The sequence below is a fragment of the Patulibacter sp. SYSU D01012 genome, assembly GCF_017916475.1.
Lineage (GTDB): Bacteria > Actinomycetota > Thermoleophilia > Solirubrobacterales > Solirubrobacteraceae > Patulibacter.
Genome location: NZ_JAFMTB010000001.1, coordinates 1007581 through 1024917, shown reverse-complemented (window position 1 = coordinate 1024917; position 17337 = coordinate 1007581). Strand labels below are relative to the sequence as shown.

Sequence of the window (17337 nt, the reverse complement as noted above, 5' to 3'; positions counted from 1 at the left end):
GTCCCGGTGCCGGCGCCCCGGTAGCGTGCCCCGCGATGACCGAGGGCCTGCCCGTCGTGACCACCTCCCGCGGCGCGGTGCGCGGCGTCGTCGACGACGACGTCGCGATCTTCCGCGGGATCCCGTACGCGGCGCCGCCCGTCGGCCCGCTGCGGTTCGCCGCCCCCGCCCCGGTCGCCGCCTGGGACGGCGTCCGCGACGCCACGGCGTACGGCCCCACCCCGACCAAGCCGCGCTACGCGCCGCCGTTCGACGCGATGCTGTCGGATCCGATCGTCCCCGGCGACGACGTGCTCAACCTCAACGTCTGGACGCCGCGGCCGGACGGCGACGCGGCGCTGCCGGTCCTCGTGTGGATCCACGGCGGCGCGTTCCGCTCCGGCACCGGCGCGGTCGGCACGTACGACGGCCGCGCGTTCGCCCGCGACGGCGTCGTCTGCGTGACGATCAACTACCGCCTGGGCATGGACGGGTTCGGCCTGCTGCCGGACGCGCCCGACAACCGCGGGCTGCTCGACCAGGTCGCCGCGCTGGAGTGGGTGCAGGGCGAGATCGCCGCGTTCGGCGGCGACCCGGACCGCGTGACGATCGCCGGCGAGTCGGCGGGCGCGATGAGCGCCGTCACCCTGCTCGCCGCCGAGCGGGCGCGCGGGCTGTTCCGCGGCGTGATCGCCCAGTCCGGGGCCGGCCACCACGTCCAGTCGCGGGAGAGCGCCGGCCGGGTCGCGGCCGAGCTCGGCCGCCGGCTCGACGTCGAGCCGACCGCCGCCGGCTTCGCGACGGTCGACGTCGACCGCTTCGTCCAGGCGCAGCTCGACCTGTCGAACGAGGTCTCGTCGACCGACCGGGCGTCGTGGGGCGCCCTCGGCCTGGACGGCATGCCGTTCGAGCCGGTCCTGGACGACGCGCTCGTGCCGCGTCGCCCGATCGCGGCCCTGCAGGACGCGGCCGGCGCCGGCGCGCGGCTGCTCATCGGCACGAACGAGGAGGAGTACCGCTTCTGGATGGTCCCGCTCGGCATCCTGCCGCACGTCACCGCCGAGGCCCTGGCGCCCGCGGCCGCGGTCTACGGCGCCGGGCCGGAGCTGGCGGCGCGCTACGCCGACGAGCCGACGCCCGGGCAGGGCCTCGAGCAGCTCATCACCGACTGGTTCTTCCGCGTCCCCGCCCTGCGCGCGGCCGAGGCGCCGGCGGCCGCCGGCGCCGGCGCCTGGGTCTACGAGTTCCGCTGGCGCTCGCCCGTGCTGGACGGCCAGCTCGGCGCGGCGCACGCCGTCGAGATCGCCTTCGCGTTCGACCGCCTGGCCGACGAGAGCGGCTGGGGCATGATCGGCCCGGACGCCCCGCAGCCGCTCGCGGACGAGATGCACGCCGCCTGGGTGGCGTTCGTGCGCGACGGGGATCCGGGCTGGCCGGCGTACGTCCCCGACGCGCGCGCGGTGCGCGTGTTCGGCGGCGACGCCGGGGCGGGCGTCGTCGAGGACGATCCCCGCGGGGCGCGCCGCGCCGCGTGGGACGGGCTGCGCTGAGGGCCGCTCAGGCCGCCAGGCCCGGCGCGACCGCGGCGGGCGGGGCGCCCTCGTCGGGCGCGACCTCGACGCGGTCGCGGCCGCCGCGCTTGGCGCGGTACAGGGCGGCGTCGGCGCGAGCGAGCAGCTCGCTCGGCCCCTCGCACGCGACGCAGCTCGCCACGCCGAACGACGCCGTCACCCCGTGGTCGGCGCCCTCCACGCGTGCGGCCCGCAGGCGGTCCATCGCGCGCGTGGCCCACGCCCGCGCCGCCTCGGCGTCGCAGCCCTCGAGCACGACGACGAACTCCTCGCCCCCGAAGCGGGCGACGAGATCGCAGTCGGCGGCCTCGCTGCGCAGCGCCTCGGCGGCGACCTGCAGCGCCCGGTCGCCGACCGCGTGGCCGTAGCGGTCGTTGAAGCCCTTGAAGCGGTCCAGGTCGGCGATGACGACGCTCACGGCCGTCGAGGTGCCGCGGGCGGCGTCGAGCTCCTCCTGCAGCCGCTGCTCGAACGCGCGCCGGTTGGCGAGCTTCGTGAGCGGATCGGTGACCGCCAGCTCCTCCAGCGCGGTCAGCTGCTCGTGGACGGCCGCGACGACCCGCCGGCTCGAGACGCGCAGCTCGAGCTCGCGCACGACGAGCGCCGCCAGGTCCTCGAGCGTCTCGGTCTCGTGGCGATCCAGGCGGCGCGGCTCGCAGTCCATGATCGCCAGCGTCCCGACCCGCTCGCCCGACGCCGCGCGCAGCGGTGCGCCGGCGTAGAAGCCGAACCCGTCCGGGCCCACGTACGGGTTGCCGACGGTGCGGGGGTCGTTGCGCGTGTCCTCGACGACGTACGGCTCGTCCTGCAGGATGGCCGAGGCGCACAGCCCCGGGTCGCGGCGCGCCTCGTGCAGGTGCAGGCCGTGCACCGACTTGAACCAGATCCGGTCCTCGTCGACGATCGAGACGACGGCGACGGGCACCCCGAAGATCCGGGCCGCCATGCGGGTGATCCGGTCGAACGCCCCGTCGGCCGGGGTGTCGAGCACGCCGTAGCGGTGGACGGCCGCCAGCCGCGCGGCCTCCCCCATCTCCCGTCCCTGCGTGCTCATACGGACCTCACGTCCCGGATCGTCGGCCGGAGCGCCGGAGACCCGCTGCCGGATCGACGAACGGCGGACCGCCGGCGCGGTGGCCTCGGCGGTCCGTCCAGCGTGTGCGGCGGCGCACGCCGGCGGCGGGCGCCCGCCGGCGACGGAGTACCGTCTGGGCGAGCGATGTCCGCGCCCCGCCCCGACGGCCCCGCGCCGCCCGACGCGCCCCTGGAGTCCGCCCCGGCGGGCCCGCGGCTGAGCGCGCGCCGGTCCGCCGACGGCCTGCGCAAGGGCTGGACCACGGGCACCTGCTCGTCCGTCGCGGCGAAGGCGTGCGCGCTGCTGCTCGTCGACGGACGCGCCCCCGAGCGGGTGGACGTGGCGCTCGTCCGCGGCGACGGCCGCGCCGCGCTGCCGGTGCACGCCGCGGAGCGGCTGGGCGACGACGTGGCCCGTGCCGTCGTCGTGAAGGACGCCGGCGACGACCCGGACGTGACGCACGGCGCGCACGTCACCGTCACGCTGACCCGCCACCGCGACGCGGCCGCCGCGGGCCGCGAGCCCGGCGTCGTCTTCCGCGCCGGCGCCGGGGTCGGCACGGTCACCCGCCCCGGGCTGGGGCTCGAGGTCGGCGGCCCCGCCGTCAACGCCGGGCCCCGCAAGCAGATCGCGGCCGCGGTCGGCGACGTGCTCGACCTGGAGCGCGAGGCCGTCGAGGTCGAGATCAGCGTGCCCGGCGGCGACGCGATGGCGCAGAAGACGTCCAACCCGCGTCTGGGGATCGTCGGCGGCATCTCGATCCTCGGCACGAGCGGCATCGTCCGCCCGTTCTCGAGCGCCGCCTGGCGCGCCTCCGTCGGCCAGGCCATCGACGTGATGCACGCGCAGGGCATGGGCACCGTCGTGCTGACCACCGGCGGCCGCAGCGAGCGGTTCGCGCGACGGCTGCTGCCCGCGCTGGACCCCGTCTGCTTCATCGAGGTCGGCGACTTCATCGGCTACAGCCTCAAGCGCGCCCGCACGCTCGGCCTGGACGAGGTGCTGCTCGTCGGCATGGCCGGCAAGCTGGCCAAGGTCGCCGGCGGCGAGCTGATGACGCACTCCGCGCGCTCGCGGATCGACCCGGCGCTGCTGGCGACGATCACCCGCGAGGCCGGCGGCGACGAGGCGCTGGCCGGCGAGGTCGGGACGGTGCGGACCGCCCGCCACGCCTTCGAGCTGTGGGAGGCCGCCGGCGTGCTGACCCCCGCCGCCGACCTGGTCTGCGCCCGCGCGGAGCGGACGATGGCCGACTACGTGCGCGGCGCTCTGCCCGTGCGCGTGGTGCTGACGGACTTCGGCGGGGAGCGCGTCGTCGGGCGCTCCCCCGCGGCGCGCGAGCTGGCGGCGCGGCCGCTGGCCCCGCCGCCGGCCGCCTGACGCCGCGTCAGCGCGCTCCGGCCGCCACGCCGGTCAGCCGGCCGTGCAGCTCGCGACTGCGCGGGTCCAGGCCGACGATCTCGACGGCGCGGCCGCGCTCGGCGTAGCGGTGGACGACGGCGTCGAGGGCGGCGACGGCCGACGCGTCCCAGACGTGCGCGTCCGTCAGGTCGACGACGACGCGCTCCGGGTCGTCGGGGTGGTGGAAGGCGTCCGTCAGGTCCTCGTTGGAGGCGAAGAACAGGGCGCCCCGGACGGCGTAGCGCACCGACGCGCCGTCGGGCGCGACCGTCCGCTCGACACCGACGACGTGCGCCACGCGCCGCGCGAACAGCGCCATCGAGACGACGACGCCGACGGCCACGCCGATCGCCAGGTTGCTCGTCGCCACGGTGGCGGCCACGGTCAGGGCCATCACCAGCGTCTCGCCCCGCGGCATCAGGCGCAGCGTGGCCGGGGCGATGCTGTGCCAGTCGAACGTCGCGTACGAGACGAAGACCATCACGGCGACGAGCGCGGTCATCGGGATCACCGCGACGACGTCGCCCAGGCCGACGACGAGCACCAGCAGCACCACGCCGGCCGTGAACGTCGACAGGCGCGTGCGGGCGCCGCTCGCCCGGACGTTGATCATCGTCTGACCGATCATCGCGCAGCCGGGCATGCCGCCGAAGAGGCCCGTGACGACGTTGGCGACCCCCTGGCCCCGCGCCTCGCGGCCCTTGTCCGACGGCGTGTCGGTGATGTCGTCGACCAGCCGCGCGGTCATGAGCGACTCGAGCAGGCCGACGACCGCGAGCGTGGCGGAGTACGGCAGCACGGTGGTGAGCGTGTCGAGCGAGAACGGGACGTCCGGCAGCGCCACGAACGGCAGTGCGTCCGGCAGCTCGCCCTCGTCGCCGACGGTCGGCACGTCCACGCCGAAGGCGACGACGACGCCCGTCAGCAGCAGGATCGCGACGAGCGGCGGCGGCACGGCCGTGGTCAGCCGCGGGAGCAGCAGGATGGTCGCCAGGCCGACGACCGCGATGGCCCAGCCGGCCGCGCCGCCGCCCGTCAGGTGGTCGAGCTGGCTGAGGAAGATCAGGATGGCCAGCGCGTTGACGAACCCGGTCATCACGGACTGCGGGACGAAGCGCATGAGCCCGGCGACGCCGACGGCGCCGAGGGCGATCTGGATCGCGCCCGCCAGGATCCCGGCCATCAGCAGGTACTCGACGCCGTGGTCGCGCACCAGGTCGACGACGACGAGCGCCATCGCGCCGGTCGCCGCCGAGATCATGGCCGGCCGACCGCCGACGATCGCGATCGTCACGGCCATCGTGAACGACGCGTAGAGCCCGTACTCGGGGTCGACGCCGGCGATGACGGAGAACGAGATCGCCTCGGGGATGAGCGCCAGCGCGACGACGAGGCCGGCGAGGAGCTCGACGCGGAGGGTGCGGCGGTCGGGCAGGCGCGGCACGCGCAGGCGTGGACGCGCGGGGGTGATCGTGGTCGACATGGAAGCCTCGGGGAGGAACGGAGGAGGTCGGCGCGCGCGGCGGGGGCCGGCGGCGCGGCGGCGGGGCCGACACCCGGGGCGCCGACCAAACCAACAGTAACGTAACGGAAGGGTTGCGGCCCCGCCCGCACGGCGGCCCGCCGGCGCGCCGTCCTAGACTGGCCCCGTGAGCGCCGACGGCCAGCTGCACCGGATCGGCGAGGTGGCCGAGCGCGTCGGCCTCTCGCTGCGGACCGTGCGCTACTACGAGGAGCAGGGCCTGGTCGTGCCCGCCACCCGCACGGACGGCGGCTTCCGGCTGTACGCGGACGAGCAGATCGACCGCCTGCGCCTGATCAAGGCGACGAAGCCGTTGGGCTTCAGCCTGGACGAGACGCGCGAGCTGCTGGCCGCCCGCGACGCGCACGGCGCCCCCGACGCGGAGGCCGGAGACCGGACCGCGGCGGCGGAGCGCCTGCGCGCGTTCGCCGACGAGGTCGAGCGGCGGCGCGCCAAACTGCTCGACCGCATCGCCCAGAGCGCGACGCTCGCGGCGGAGCTCCGCGCCGAGGCCGCCGCGCCGCGCCGCTGACCCCCGCCGCGTACGACGCCCACGGACGGGCGTACGGGCGTCAGCCCGGTGTACGGCGGCTCCCGATCGACCGGACGTCCACCCGGTCGAACGGTCGTCCGGTTGGGCGTCTGGGAGCCGCTGCGTTTCGCATCGTTTCATCGTGACCCTCGATTCGCACGCCCACGCGCGGCCCTCGGCGTCCCTCGGACTCCGGCCCGGCGGGCATCGCCTGGGCCGGCTGCGTCCCCGCAGGGCCCGGGCGCGGACCGAGGCGCCCGCCGCCGCGACCGCGCCGCCACCCCTGCCCCGCGCCCGCGCCGAGGCCGGCCCCCGGACGATCGCGGACCTGCCCCTGCTGGTCGCGCGCCTGCGCGGGCTCGGCCACACCGCCTGGCTCGAGGACCACACGGGGGACGCCGCCGTCCCGGCCGCCCTGAGCGCGACGGTGTTCTGCGTCCTCGACGAGACCGTCGAGGCCATCCGGCGAGACGGGCGACCGGGCCAGACGCTGAGCATCCGCGTGCGCGTCGAGGACGACGCGCTCGTCGTGTCGGTGCAGAACGGGGGCCGGCTGCGGGTGGAGGCCCCCGACCTGGACGACGCGGACCTGGCGCCGCTGCGCCGGCGGATCGACGCGGCCGGCGGCGACGCGACCGTGCTGCCGACGGCCGCGGGCTACTGGATCGCCATCGCCCGCTTCCCGCTGGACGCCTAGCCCGCGTCGCGGGCCGGTTCCGCCGCGCTGCCGCGCACGAGCCGGGGTCGGCCGGCGACGACGCCGGCCGCCGTCCACGGCGCCAGGAAGCCGAGCAGCACGACCACCGGGACCGTCCAGCCGCCGGTCGCGTCGTGCAGCGCCCCGACCGCCAGCGGGCCGACGGCGCAGACGAGGTAGCCGACGGTCTGCGCCATCCCGGACAGCTCGACCGCGTGCGGCGTGTCGGGCGCCCGCAGCACCGTGAGGGTCAGCGCCAGCGCGATGCCGCCGCCCTGCGCGGCGCCCATCGTCGTCATCCACAGCCACGCGCCCCCGCCGGCGTCGGCCAGGATGCCGGCCCACGTGACCGCCCACAGGACCGCCAGGCCGACCACGAGCGACGACTGGCGGCGCATCCGCCCCGCCAGGATCGGCACCACGAGCGCGGCCGCCGCGCCGATCACGTTCATGTACGAGAGCAGCAGGCCGGCGCGCGCGTCGTCCACGCCGTCGTCGCCCAGCAGCGTCGGCACCCACGCCGTCGCGGTGTAGAACTGCAGCGAGCCGAGGCCCATGTAGAGCGCCACCGCCCAGGCCGTCCGGTCGCGCCAGAGGCCGCCGACCCCGACGTGCACGGCGCGAGCGGGGCCCCGGCGGGCCAGCCGCAGCACGGGCGCCCAGGCGAGCAGCGCGGCCACCGGCAGGCACGCCCACAGGGCGAGCGCCCCGCGCCAGTCCGTGCCGACCGCGTCCTCCACCGGCACGGTGATGCCGGCCGCCAGCGCCGCCCCGGCCGTCAGCGTCATCGAGTAGACGCCCATCGCCGTGCCGGCGATGTGCGCCAGGTCGCGCTTGACCACCGTGGGCACCAGGACGTTCGTCACCGCGATCGCGCCGCCGACGACCACGGTGCCCGCGAGCAGCGGCGCCACCCCCGGCACCAGCCGTACGAGGATGCCGGCCGCGAGCACCGCCATCGCGCCGGCGATCACGGCCTCGCTGCCGAAGCGGCGGCTCAGCCGCGGGGCGAGCGGCGCCAGCGCCCCGAAGCACAGCACCGGCAGCGTCGTCAGCAGGCTGGCGCCCGCGCTCGACAGGCCCGTGTCGTCGCGCAGCTCGTCGAGCAGCGGCGAGACCGCGACGATCGCGGGGCGCAGGTTGAGCGTGACGACGACGATGCCCAGCAGGACGAGCAGGGTGGTGCGGCGGCTCACGCGGACGCCTCGCCCGCGCGCAGTACCTGCACCGTGTGGGCGCGTGCCGCGGCCAGCAGCGCGGCGGCGGCGGCCTCGGCGGCGACGGGGTCGCCCGCGTCGATAGCGGCGGCGAGCGCGGTGTGCCCCTCGCCGACGCCCGGATCCTCCGGCACCCCCGCCTCGGTGCGGTGCAGCAGCGCCTCGAAGGCCGTCATCAGGTGCTCGTACAGCTCGGCGAGCAGCCCGTTGTGCGCGGCGGCCACGACGGCGCGGTGGAAGCGCAGGTCGGCGGCGACGAACGCCTCCAGGTCGCCCGTGGGCCGCAGCGCGTGCCGCTCGCGGAGCGCGGCGGCGATCGCGGCGCGGTCCCGGTCGTCGCGGCGCAGGGCGGCCAGTCGGGCGGCCTCGCGTTCGAGCGGCGCCCGGACCTCGAGCGTCTCCAGCGCGGAGGAGCGCTCGAGCCGGCGGGCGAGCGCGGCGTCGAGCTCGCTCGTCGCACGCACGTAGGTGCCGTCGCCCTGGCGGACGTCGAGCAGGCCGGCGTGGACGAGCGCCCGCACCGCCTCGCGCACCGTGTTGCGGCCGACGCCGAGCTGGGCGACGAGCGCGGGCTCCGTCGGGATCCGCGTGCCGACCGGCCACTCGCCGGCGGCGACGAGGCCCCGGAGCTGGTCGATGACCTGGTCGGACAGGCGTGGGCGGGCGGTCGGGCGGAGCGGCATGAGGGAGAGGGTCGGGGCGGCGACGCGGCCCCGTATCCATCCGATCATCCCATGAATCGCGAGCGCCGCTGCCGCTCCCCGCCGGGGCCGGTCCGCCCGCACGGGCGCCGGCGCGGGCCGTCGGCAGGGCCTCGCCCGCGCGCCGCGGGGGGCTAGCATCGGCGCCGTGCCCGGCCCCGACGAGCGCGCGCCGACGGTGGCGCTGGCCCCGACCGGCGCGGGGCCCCGGTCCGCATCGCCGTCGGTCCCGGCGTGGGAGCTCGTGCTCGACGCCGTGGCCGCCGCGTGGCCGCGGGTCAGCGTCGTCCTGCTCGGCGATCCGGCCGCATCCGACCCGCGCGGCGCCGGTCTGGCCCCCGGCGAGCTGCGCTGGCTCTGCGCCCACAGCAGCGTCCCGTACGACCGGACCGACGCCCCCGCCGCGGAGCAGCGCGCGGCGCTCGCGGGCGCCGCCGCGCTGCTCTCCCCCTCCCCCGCCGCCGGGGCGGTCGCCGCGACGCTCGGCGTGCCGTGGGTGCCGGTGGGCGACGCCGGCGCGAGCGGCCCGCCCGTCGACGAGGGCCCCGACGGCCCGCGCGCGCCGGGGATGACCCGCGCCCGCGTCGCCGCCGGAGTGCCGCGGGTCGTGGAGGCGCTCGCCGCGCGGCTCGGCGCCCCCGCCCCCGGACGGAGGCGCCCATGACCTACGGACCGGCCGGCGACCCGGGACGCACGGCCGACGGGCGCCCGCACGTCCTGCCCGACGTGCTGCCCGCCGGTGTGCGCGTCGTCTTCGTCGGCACGGCGGCGGGCACCGTCGCCGCCCGCCTCGGCGCGCCCTACTCCGGGCCCGGCAACCGCTTCTGGCCGACGCTGCACGAGGTCGGCCTGCTGCCCGCTCCGCTCGATCCGCTCGAGTTCCGCCGGGCGCCGGCGTTCGGGATCGGCCTGACCGACCTGAACAAGACCGCGTTCGGCTCCGACCGCGAGATCGGCACGGCCGGCTTCGACGTGCCGGCGCTCGCCCGCAAGCTGACGGCCGTGGAGCCCGGGTGGGTGGCCTTCACGAGCAAGACGGCGGGACGCACGGCGCTGGGCCGGCCGGTCGCGTACGGCCCGCAGGAGGAGCGCTTTGCCGGCGCCGAGACGTGGGTGCTGCCGTCGCCGTCGGGCCGGGCGCGGCGCTTCTGGGACGTGGCCCCGTGGGCGGCGCTGGCGGCCCGGATCCGCGCCGCCGCGCGGTAGCGTCGCGCCGTGCCCGTCGCCCCGACCGTCCTCTGCGCGCCCGACAAGCTCCGCGGGGCGCTCGACGCCGCCGGGGCCGCCGGAGCCCTGGCCGCCGGCGTCCGCGACGCGGGCGGCGCGCCGGTCGCGCTGCCGGTGGCCGACGGCGGCGAGGGCACGCTCGACGCCGTCCTCGCCGGCGGGGGCGCCCGGGCGGTCGCCGTGGCCGCCCGCGACGCGCACGGGCGGCCCGGCCAGGGGCGGATCGCCGACCTGGGCGACGGGACCGTGCTCGTCGAGGCCGCCGAGGCGATCGCGCTCGCCGCGATCCCCGCCGACGCGCGGGACGTGGGCGTCGCCACCTCGGCCGGAGTCGGCGACCTCGTCCGCGCCGCGCTCGACCGCGGCGCGCGGCGGATCCTCGTCGCCGTGGGCGGCACGGCCACCCTGGACGGCGGCGCCGGGTTCCTGCGCGCGCTCGGCGCGGACGCCCCGGCGGACGGCGCCGGCCTGCTCGCCGCGCCCAGGATCGACCGCGCGGGCCTGGACCCGCGGCTGCGCGCCGTCGCGCTGGAGCTGCTCTTCGACGTCGACGCGCCGCTCTGCGGCCCCGCCGGCGCGGCGCACCGCTTCGGGCCGCAGAAGGGCGCGCGACCCGAGGAGCTGGGCGTCTACGACACGGCCCTGGCCCGGTGGGCGGCGGCGCTCGGCGTCGACCCCGCGCTGCCGGGCAGCGGCGCCGCGGGCGGCCTGGGGCTGGCGCTGCGCGCGCTCGGCGCGCGGGCGCGTCCCGGGGCCGAGGCCGTGCTGGACCTGGCCGGCTTCGACGCCGCCGCCCGGGGCGCCGCCCTGTGCCTGACCGCTGAGGGCAGCGTCGACGCCTCGACGCTGCAGGGCAAGACCGTCGACGCCGTCGTCCGCCGCTGCGCCGCGCTCGGCGTGCCCGTCGTCGCGGTCGGCGGGCGCGTCGAGCCCGGCGCGGCGGCGGCGCTGCGGGCGCGCGGCGCCGCCGACGTCGTGGCCCTCGGCCCGCCCGACCGGCCGCTCGCCGCCGCGCTCGCCGGCGCGGCCGCGGACCTGCGCCGCGCCGCGCGGGCCGCGACGGCGCGGGCCGCGGCCTAGACGACCCGGCGCCGGCCGTCCCGGGCCGCCGCCCGCCGCCCGCCGTCCCGTCGGCGCCCGCGCCCGCGGCCGCGAACGGTTGCTGGCACCACGCCGGCGCTTCACCGAATCGCCACAGCGTCCGGGGCGGCAGCGCCGAGGATCGGGGCTCCCCCCATCGCAGCAGCAAAGGACCTCCCCATGTCCACACGGATCTCCCGCCGCGGCCTGCTCGCGGCCGGCGGCGCGGGCGCCGTCGCCCTGTCGTTCGGCGGCGTCTTCTCCAGCCGCGCCTCCGCCCTGCCTCGCGGCGCCTACCCGTTCGCCGCCGGCGTCGCGTCCGGCGAGCCGGCCCCGGGCGGCGTCGTCCTGTGGACGCGGATCGCGCTGGACGATCTGGGCCGCCAGGCGGTCGGCGGCGTCGTGCCCGTCGGCTGGCAGATCGCCGAGGACGAGGGCATGACGCGGATCGTCGACCGCGGCATCCGGCTGGCCACGGCGAAGGACGGCTACTCCGTCCGCGTCGAGGCCGACCGCCTGCGGCCGGGCCGCGAGTACTGGTACCGCTTCTACGCGCACGGCCAGGCGAGCCCGGTCGGCCGCACCCGCACCGCCCCGGCGTTCGGCCGCTCGCCGCGGAGCCTCTCCTTCTGCCTGGCCAGCTGCTCGCACTGGGAGGCCGGCCACTTCACCGCCTACCGGCGGATCGTCGAGGACGACCCGTGGCTCGTCGTCCACGTCGGCGACTACATCTACGAGGGCGGCCCCGGGAAGAGCGGCGTGCGCCAGCACTCCAACGCCGAGCCGATGGACCTGGCCGGCTACCGCGAGCGCCACGCGCAGTACAACTCCGACCCGGACCTGCGCGAGCTGCGCCGGCTGTTCCCGCTCGTCGTCACCCCCGACGACCACGAGGTCGAGAACAACTACGCCGGCCTGATCTCGCAGGTCGACACCGAGCCGGACCAGGATCCGCAGGTCTTCGCGCAGCGCCGCGCCGCCGCGTACCAGGCGTACTGGGAGTTCATGCCGCTGCGCCGCCCGCAGCACCCGTGGGGGTCCGGCATGCAGCTCTACCGCGAGGTCGACCTGGGCGACCTGGCGCACTTCGTCGTCGCCGACACCCGTCAGTACCGCACGGACCAGCCGTACGGCGACAAGGGCCCCGCGGACGGCCCCGAGATGACGAACCCGGACGCGACGCTGCCCGGGATCGCGCAGGAGCGCTGGATCGTCGACCGGATGACCCGCTCGCGCGCCCGCTGGAACGTGCTGGCCCAGCAGGTGCTGATGGCCTCGCACGACACGGTGAAGGGCGACGCCAAGGGCTACTCGACCGACCAGTGGGACGCCTACCGCGCCAGCCGCCAGCGGGTGCTGACCGGCATCGCCGACGGCGGCACGCGCAACCCCGTCGTGCTGACCGGCGACATCCACCAGCACTACGCCTCGGACCTGCTCCGCGACTTCGCGGACCCGTCCTCGCCCGTCATCGGCTCCGAGCTGTGCGCCACGTCGGTGACGTCGGGCGGCGACGGCAGCGACGCCCGGGAGGACCTGTCCGAGAACCCGTGGATGAAGTACAACGCCAAGCGCCGCGGCTACGTGCGCGTGACCGTGGACCGCGAGCGGCTGCGGGCCGACTTCCGCACGCTGAGCGCGGTGACGACGCCCGACGCGCCCGCGGTCACGGACGCGTCGTTCACGATCGAGGACGGGCGGCCGGGGCTGCGGGCCTGACGGCCGCGGCGGGGCGGGCGCGGAGGGCGGCGGCCGCCGCGGCGCCGCCGCCCCGGCGTGGCGCGGGCCGGCGGCGGCGCGCCCGCGGCGGGCCGACGGGCCTCAGCCCAGCTCGCGCACGAGCGCCCGCCCGGCGGTGCGGCCCGAGAACAGGCAGCCGCCGAGGAACGTGCCCTCGAGCGCGCGGTAGCCGTGCATCCCGCCGCCGCCGAAGCCGGCGACCTCGCCCGCGGCGTACAGGCCGGGCACGGTCTGCACGCCGCCCTTGGCGAGCACGCGCCCCTGCAGGTCGGTGTGCAGGCCGCCGAGCGTCTTGCGGGTGAGGACGTGGAGCCGGACCGCGATGAGCGGGCCGGCGTCCGGGTCGAGCAGCCGGTGCGGCGCCGCGACGCGCGTCAGGCGGTCGGACAGGTAGCGCCGCGCGCCGTGGATCGCGGTCAGCTGCAGGTCCTTCGTGTACGGGTTGCCGACCTCGCGGTCGCGGGCGACGATCGTCGCCTCCAGGTCGGCCAGGTCGATGAGCGGCTCGTCCGTCAGCGCGTTCATCCCGCGCACGAGCGTCGGCAGGTCGCGCTCGACGACGAAGTCCGCGCCGTGGTCCATGAACGCCTGCACCGGCCCGGGGGCGCCCTTCGCCAGGCGGGCCTTCAGCACCTGGCGCAGGTCCTGGCCGGTGATGTCGGGGTTCTGCTCGGACCCCGAGAGCGCGAACTCCTTCTCGATGATCTTCTGCGTCAGCACGAACCACGTGTGCTCGTGGCCGGTGCCCATGATGTGCTCGAGGGTGCCGAGGGTGTCGAAGCCCGGGAAGAGCGGCACCGGCAGCCGCTTGCCGGTCGCGTCGAGCCACAGCGACGACGGCCCCGGGATGATCCGGATGCCGTGGTTGGTCCAGATCGAGTCCCAGTTCTGGATGCCCTCGACGTAGTGCCACATCCGGTCGGGGTTGATCGTCTCGCCGCCCGCGGCCTGGGCGATCGGGATCATCCGGCCGTCGACGTGGTCGGGGACGCCCGAGACCATCGTCCGCGGCGGGGTCCCCAGCCGCGCCGGCCAGTTGCGCCGGACGAGCTCGTGGTTGCCGCCGATCCCGCCCGACGTGACGACGACGGCCTCGGCGCGCACCTCGAACGTGCCGACGGCGACGCGCGAGCTGGGCGCGCCGCGCGGCACGTCGCTGGGCTCGAGCACCTCGCCGCGGGCGCCGACGACGGCGCCGCCCTCGACGACCAGCTCGTCGACGCGGTGGCGGAAGCGCAGGTCGACGAGCCCGCGCGCGGCGGCGGCGCGCACCCGTGCCTCGAACGGCCGCACGACCGCCGGTCCGGTGCCCCACGTGATGTGGAAGCGCGGGACGGAGTTGCCGTGGCCCTGCGCGTCGTAGCCGCCGCGCTCGGCCCAGCCGACCTGCGGCATGAGCTTGATGCCCTGCGACGCCAGCCACTCCCGCTTCTCGCCCGCAGCCCAGGCCACGTACTCCTCGGCCCAGCGGCGCGGCCACCGGTCCTCGGGCCGGTCGAACGCGGCGGTGCCCTCCCAGTCCTGCCAGGCCAGCTCGTGCGAGTCCTTGATCCGCAGGCGGCGCTGCTCGGGCGAGTCGACGAGGAACAGCCCGCCGAGCGACCAGAACGCCTGGCCGCCGAGGGTCTGCTCGGGCTCCTGGTCCAGCAGGATCACCCGCTTGCCCGCGTCCGCGATCTCGGCCGCGGCGACGAGGCCGGCGAGGCCTCCTCCCACCACGACGACGTCGGCCCGGTCCCCCGTCTCCATGGCGCGATCCTCGCGGACCCGACGGTCCGGCGCAATCCGGGGTGCGTACGGAGTCAGTCGGCGGACGGCGCGACGTGGCGCCGCAGCAGCGCCGCGGCGCGTTCGAACTCGTCGGCGGCGTCGCGCACGTACGCCGCCGCGATCTCCTCGAGCGCCTCCAGGTCGCGGTCGCTCGCCGCGTCGACCCGGGCGGCGCCGGGCGGCAGCGGCGGCTCCAGGCGCAGCATCTCGACCGGCGCGGCGGGCGGGATGCTCGCGTCCGGCAGCCGGCCGAGCTTGGCGCTGACGATCTCGGCCACGACGTCCGCGCCGCCCTGCCGGCGCATCGTCCGCCCCGTGCCGAGCGAGACGACGACGAGCGGCGCCGGGTCGTCCTCGTGCAGCCGGCGGACCGCGGAGCCCGTCGGGTCCTTCGCCCACATCCCGCCGTCGACGAGCGCGCCGTGGCCCACGCGCACCGGCGGGAAGTAGCCCGGCAGCGCCGAGCTGGCCAGCACGACGTCGGCCAGGCGCACGTCCGCCTGCCCGTACGTGCCCTCCGCGCCGCGGCCGCTGTCGAAGAGCACGCCCGCGCGGCGCCCGACGTCGGCCGCGGGGATGATCAGCCGCGCCGGGGCGTCGAGGAACGCCTGGCCGGAGCAGATCGGCTCGATGAGCGCGCGCAGCCGGGCGTGGGCGGCGGGGTCGCCGTGGAGCGAGACCCGCGGCGGCGCCCCCTGGGCGCGGCCGAACACCCGCGGGCCGATCTCGTGGTAGCACGCCGCCAGCTCGGTCCCGGAGAGCGGCCGCCGCAGGCCGAGGGCGCCGCAGACGACGAGCGCGCCGGTCGACACGCCCGCCCCGACGTCGAAGACGCGCGACGCCGGCGCGCCCAGCCGGCGCTCCAGCTCCTCGAGGGCCCGCGCGGCCAGGAGCCCGCGCATCCCGCCGCCGTCGACGGTGAGCACCAGGCGCGTCGGTGATGCGGGTGAGGGGGCCATCCGCCCGTCCCGTTCCCCGACCGGCCACGGCGTACACGCGCGATGTCCGCGACGGGGACGCCGCCTCGGGCGGACGGCCGCGATCGAGGCGGGCGGCGGCACGCCCCGGGCGCGGCCGACCGGGAGCGCGTGCCGCGGGCGCCGGCCGGGCACGGGAGGGACGGAGGCCGCCCCGTCCCGGCGGCGAACGAGCACCCGATGCGCCGCTCAGCCCTGCCGCCCCACGCCCTGCGCCGGGCCCGCGTCTCGACGCGGGAGCGGCTGCGCCGCGTCGGCGACGCGCGCCTGGCGATCGTGCAGACCGCGGTCGCCGCCGCGCTCGCGTGGGCGCTGGCGCGCGTGCTCGTCGGGCAGCCCGCGCCGTTCTTCGCACCCGTCGCCGCCGTCGTGACGGTGGGCCTGGCGCGCGGGGCGCCGCTGCGCCGGGCCGTCGAGATCGGGCTGGGCGTGGCGACCGGGATCGCGCTGGCGGACCTGTTCGTGCGGCTGATCGGCACGGGCACGCTGCAGATCGCGGTGCTGCTGGCGCTGACGATGACCGTCGCGCTGTTCGTCACGCCCGGCATCCTGTTCGTCAACCAGGCGGGGATCTCGGCGATCCTGGTGATGACCCTGCCGGCGGCGAGCCGCGGCAACCCGCTCGACCGGCTGTTCGACGCCCTGATCGGCGGCGCCGTCGCCGTCGTCCTCAGCCAGGTCCTGCTCTCGCGCGATCCCGTGCGCGCGGCGCGCGACGCCGCCGCGCCGGTGGTGGAGGCCCTCGCGGGGGCGCTGCGCGCGATCGCCGTCGGCCTGCGCACCGGGCGGATGACGGCGGCGGAGGCCGCCCTCGCGCGGGTGCGGGACCTGGACGCGGACGTCGACGCGCTCTACGAGGACCTGGCGACCGCGCGGGGCGTCGTGCGCTGGTCGCCGCCGCGCCGGCACGCCCGCGCGCGGCTCGAGGCGTACGTGGCCGGCGCGCGGCAGCTCGACTACGCGGTGCGCAACGCGCGGGTCCTCGGCCGGGCGGCGCGGACGGCCGTCCGCCGGGGCGTGCCCGTCGACGGGCGGCTCGTCGACGCGATCGGGACGCTCGCCGCGGCCGCCGACGCCCTGCGCCGCCAGCTCGACGAGCCGCACCGCGCCGCCGACGCGCCCCGCCTGGCCCTCGCCGCCGCCCGCGAGGCGACCGCCGTCGTCGAGGACCGCCACGACCTGCCGACGAGCACCCTCGTGGCGCAGGTGCGCGCGATCGCCTTCGACGTGATGCGCGCGTCCGGGGTGGAGGCGGAGGACGCGACCGAGCGGCTGGACGCGACGCTGCCTCCGGCGGACCGGAGCGGCGCGGACGCGGCGGACGGCGCGGTCGTCGACGGGCCGACGGGCGCGGCCGGTACCGTCCGCTGACGTGGCGGCGCGCGAGACCCCGGCGACGATCGCGGCGCGGAAGTCCGGCGTCGACTTCCGCCTGCACGAGTACGAGCACGACCCGTCGGCCGACTCGTACGCGCTCGAGGCGACCGAGGCGCTGGGCCTGGACCCCGCGCGCGTCTTCAAGACCCTCGTCGTCAGCCGCGACGACGGCCTGGCGGTCTGCATCGTGCCGGCCGCCGACACGCTCGACCTGCGCGCCCTGGGCAAGCGCGTCGAGCTGGCGCCGATGGCGAAGGCGGAGCGGACGACCGGGTACGTCGCCGGCGGCATCAGCCCGCTCGGCCAGCGCCGGCGGCTGCCGACCCTGGTCGACGACAGCGCGCTGGAGCAGGAGACCGTCTACGTCAGCGCCGGCCGCCGCGGGCTCGAGATCGAGCTGGCGCCCGCCGACCTGGTGCGGCTGACGGACGCGCAGGTGCGGCGGCTGCGCCGCGACCGCTGAGGCCGGGC

General features: G+C 77.8%; 16 protein-coding genes. 10 read left to right on the top strand and 6 right to left on the bottom strand.

Annotation, left to right across the window (positions count from 1 at the left end; genetic code table 11):
* Nucleotides 1-35: 35 nt before the first annotated feature.
* Complete coding sequence (locus J3P29_RS04535; RefSeq protein ID WP_210491841.1) at nt 36-1529, top strand: carboxylesterase family protein; 1494 nt, start codon at nt 36-38, stop codon at nt 1527-1529.
* Between the two features lie 7 nt (nt 1530-1536).
* Here the strand turns inward: J3P29_RS04535 and J3P29_RS19670 are convergent, their stop codons facing one another.
* Nucleotides 1537-2604: a sensor domain-containing diguanylate cyclase gene (locus J3P29_RS19670; RefSeq protein ID WP_246851422.1), complete on the bottom strand. Its 1068-nt coding sequence runs from the start codon at nt 2602-2604 to the stop codon at nt 1537-1539.
* 165 nt (nt 2605-2769) lie between these two features.
* Here J3P29_RS19670 and J3P29_RS04525 point away from each other — a divergent pair, with 165 nt between their 5' ends.
* Nucleotides 2770-4005, top strand: coding sequence for a cobalt-precorrin-5B (C(1))-methyltransferase (locus J3P29_RS04525; RefSeq protein ID WP_210492996.1), 1236 nt, complete (start codon nt 2770-2772; stop codon nt 4003-4005).
* Between the two features lie 7 nt (nt 4006-4012).
* On the opposite strand, the gene J3P29_RS04520 is transcribed toward J3P29_RS04525, so the two are convergent.
* A complete protein-coding gene (locus J3P29_RS04520; protein WP_246851421.1) occupies nt 4013-5509 on the bottom strand; it encodes a SulP family inorganic anion transporter in 1497 nt (498 codons plus the stop codon).
* A gap of 166 nt (nt 5510-5675) precedes the next feature.
* Between J3P29_RS04520 and J3P29_RS04515 the strand changes: the two genes are divergently transcribed.
* Nucleotides 5676-6080 carry a MerR family transcriptional regulator gene (locus tag J3P29_RS04515; protein WP_210491840.1) on the top strand — a complete coding sequence of 135 codons (405 nt, stop codon included), beginning with the start codon at nt 5676-5678 and terminating at the stop codon, nt 6078-6080.
* A 142-nt stretch (nt 6081-6222) separates the two neighbouring features.
* Nucleotides 6223-6777, top strand: a complete 555-nt coding sequence (locus J3P29_RS04510) for a hypothetical protein (RefSeq protein ID WP_210491839.1) — start codon at nt 6223-6225, stop codon at nt 6775-6777.
* On the opposite strand, the gene J3P29_RS04505 is transcribed toward J3P29_RS04510, so the two are convergent.
* Together J3P29_RS04505 and J3P29_RS04500 are read right to left on the bottom strand one after the other, a co-directional pair.
* A complete protein-coding gene (locus J3P29_RS04505; RefSeq protein WP_210491838.1) occupies nt 6774-7973 on the bottom strand; it encodes an MFS transporter in 1200 nt (399 codons plus the stop codon). The genes J3P29_RS04510 and J3P29_RS04505 overlap by 4 nt on opposite strands.
* A complete protein-coding gene (locus J3P29_RS04500) occupies nt 7970-8677 on the bottom strand; it encodes an FCD domain-containing protein (RefSeq protein ID WP_210491837.1) in 708 nt (235 codons plus the stop codon). The genes J3P29_RS04505 and J3P29_RS04500 overlap by 4 nt, the downstream gene beginning before the upstream one ends.
* A gap of 166 nt (nt 8678-8843) precedes the next feature.
* On the opposite strand from J3P29_RS04500, the gene J3P29_RS04495 reads away from it, so the two are divergent.
* The 4 genes from J3P29_RS04495 to J3P29_RS04480 all read left to right on the top strand — a co-directional run bounded on the left by J3P29_RS04495 (nt 8844) and on the right by J3P29_RS04480 (nt 12721).
* Nucleotides 8844-9359 (top strand): hypothetical protein, encoded by a 516-nt coding sequence (locus tag J3P29_RS04495; protein WP_210491836.1) that lies wholly within the window; start codon nt 8844-8846, stop codon nt 9357-9359.
* Nucleotides 9356-9901, top strand: a complete 546-nt coding sequence (locus J3P29_RS04490) for a mismatch-specific DNA-glycosylase (RefSeq protein WP_210491835.1) — start codon at nt 9356-9358, stop codon at nt 9899-9901. The genes J3P29_RS04495 and J3P29_RS04490 overlap by 4 nt, the downstream gene beginning before the upstream one ends.
* A 9-nt stretch (nt 9902-9910) precedes the next feature.
* Nucleotides 9911-11002, top strand: a complete 1092-nt coding sequence (locus J3P29_RS04485; protein ID WP_210491834.1) for a glycerate kinase — start codon at nt 9911-9913, stop codon at nt 11000-11002.
* 180 nt (nt 11003-11182) lie between these two features.
* Nucleotides 11183-12721, top strand: a complete 1539-nt coding sequence (locus J3P29_RS04480) for an alkaline phosphatase D family protein (protein ID WP_210491833.1) — start codon at nt 11183-11185, stop codon at nt 12719-12721.
* A 102-nt stretch (nt 12722-12823) separates the two neighbouring features.
* Here J3P29_RS04480 and J3P29_RS04475 read toward each other — a convergent pair whose 3' ends face one another.
* Both J3P29_RS04475 and J3P29_RS04470 read right to left on the bottom strand, forming a co-directional pair.
* The gene (locus tag J3P29_RS04475) at nt 12824-14491 is read right to left on the bottom strand and encodes an FAD-binding dehydrogenase (protein ID WP_210491832.1); all 1668 of its coding nucleotides are present in this window, start codon (nt 14489-14491) and stop codon (nt 12824-12826) included.
* Between the two features lie 53 nt (nt 14492-14544).
* Nucleotides 14545-15471 (bottom strand): patatin-like phospholipase family protein, encoded by a 927-nt coding sequence (locus J3P29_RS04470; protein WP_210491831.1) that lies wholly within the window; start codon nt 15469-15471, stop codon nt 14545-14547.
* Between the two features lie 198 nt (nt 15472-15669).
* Here J3P29_RS04470 and J3P29_RS04465 point away from each other — a divergent pair, with 198 nt between their 5' ends.
* Together J3P29_RS04465 and ybaK are read left to right on the top strand one after the other, a co-directional pair.
* On the top strand, nt 15670-16860 hold the full coding sequence (locus tag J3P29_RS04465) for an FUSC family protein (RefSeq protein ID WP_210491830.1): 1191 nt from the start codon (nt 15670-15672) through the stop codon (nt 16858-16860).
* 1 nt (nt 16861) lies between these two features.
* Nucleotides 16862-17329, top strand: a complete 468-nt coding sequence (gene ybaK, locus J3P29_RS04460; protein WP_210491829.1) for a Cys-tRNA(Pro) deacylase — start codon at nt 16862-16864, stop codon at nt 17327-17329.
* The last annotated feature ends 8 nt before the right edge of the window (nt 17330-17337 follow it).

What these genes read in the sequence shown, in the direction of transcription:
- J3P29_RS04535 (WP_210491841.1), top strand. Translation starts at nt 36, where the DNA reads ATGACCGAGGGCCTGCCCGTCGTGACCACCTCCCGCGGCGCGGTGCGC.
- J3P29_RS19670 (WP_246851422.1), bottom strand. Translation starts at nt 2,604, where the DNA reads ATGAGCACGCAGGGACGGGAGATGGGGGAGGCCGCGCGGCTGGCGGCC.
- J3P29_RS04525 (WP_210492996.1), top strand. Translation starts at nt 2,770, where the DNA reads ATGTCCGCGCCCCGCCCCGACGGCCCCGCGCCGCCCGACGCGCCCCTG.
- J3P29_RS04520 (WP_246851421.1), bottom strand. Translation starts at nt 5,509, where the DNA reads ATGTCGACCACGATCACCCCCGCGCGTCCACGCCTGCGCGTGCCGCGC.
- J3P29_RS04500 (WP_210491837.1), bottom strand. Translation starts at nt 8,677, where the DNA reads ATGCCGCTCCGCCCGACCGCCCGCCCACGCCTGTCCGACCAGGTCATC.
- J3P29_RS04490 (WP_210491835.1), top strand. Translation starts at nt 9,356, where the DNA reads ATGACCTACGGACCGGCCGGCGACCCGGGACGCACGGCCGACGGGCGC.
- J3P29_RS04480 (WP_210491833.1), top strand. Translation starts at nt 11,183, where the DNA reads ATGTCCACACGGATCTCCCGCCGCGGCCTGCTCGCGGCCGGCGGCGCG.
- J3P29_RS04475 (WP_210491832.1), bottom strand. Translation starts at nt 14,491, where the DNA reads ATGGAGACGGGGGACCGGGCCGACGTCGTCGTGGTGGGAGGAGGCCTC.
- J3P29_RS04470 (WP_210491831.1), bottom strand. Translation starts at nt 15,471, where the DNA reads ATGGCCCCCTCACCCGCATCACCGACGCGCCTGGTGCTCACCGTCGAC.
- J3P29_RS04465 (WP_210491830.1), top strand. Translation starts at nt 15,670, where the DNA reads ATGCGCCGCTCAGCCCTGCCGCCCCACGCCCTGCGCCGGGCCCGCGTC.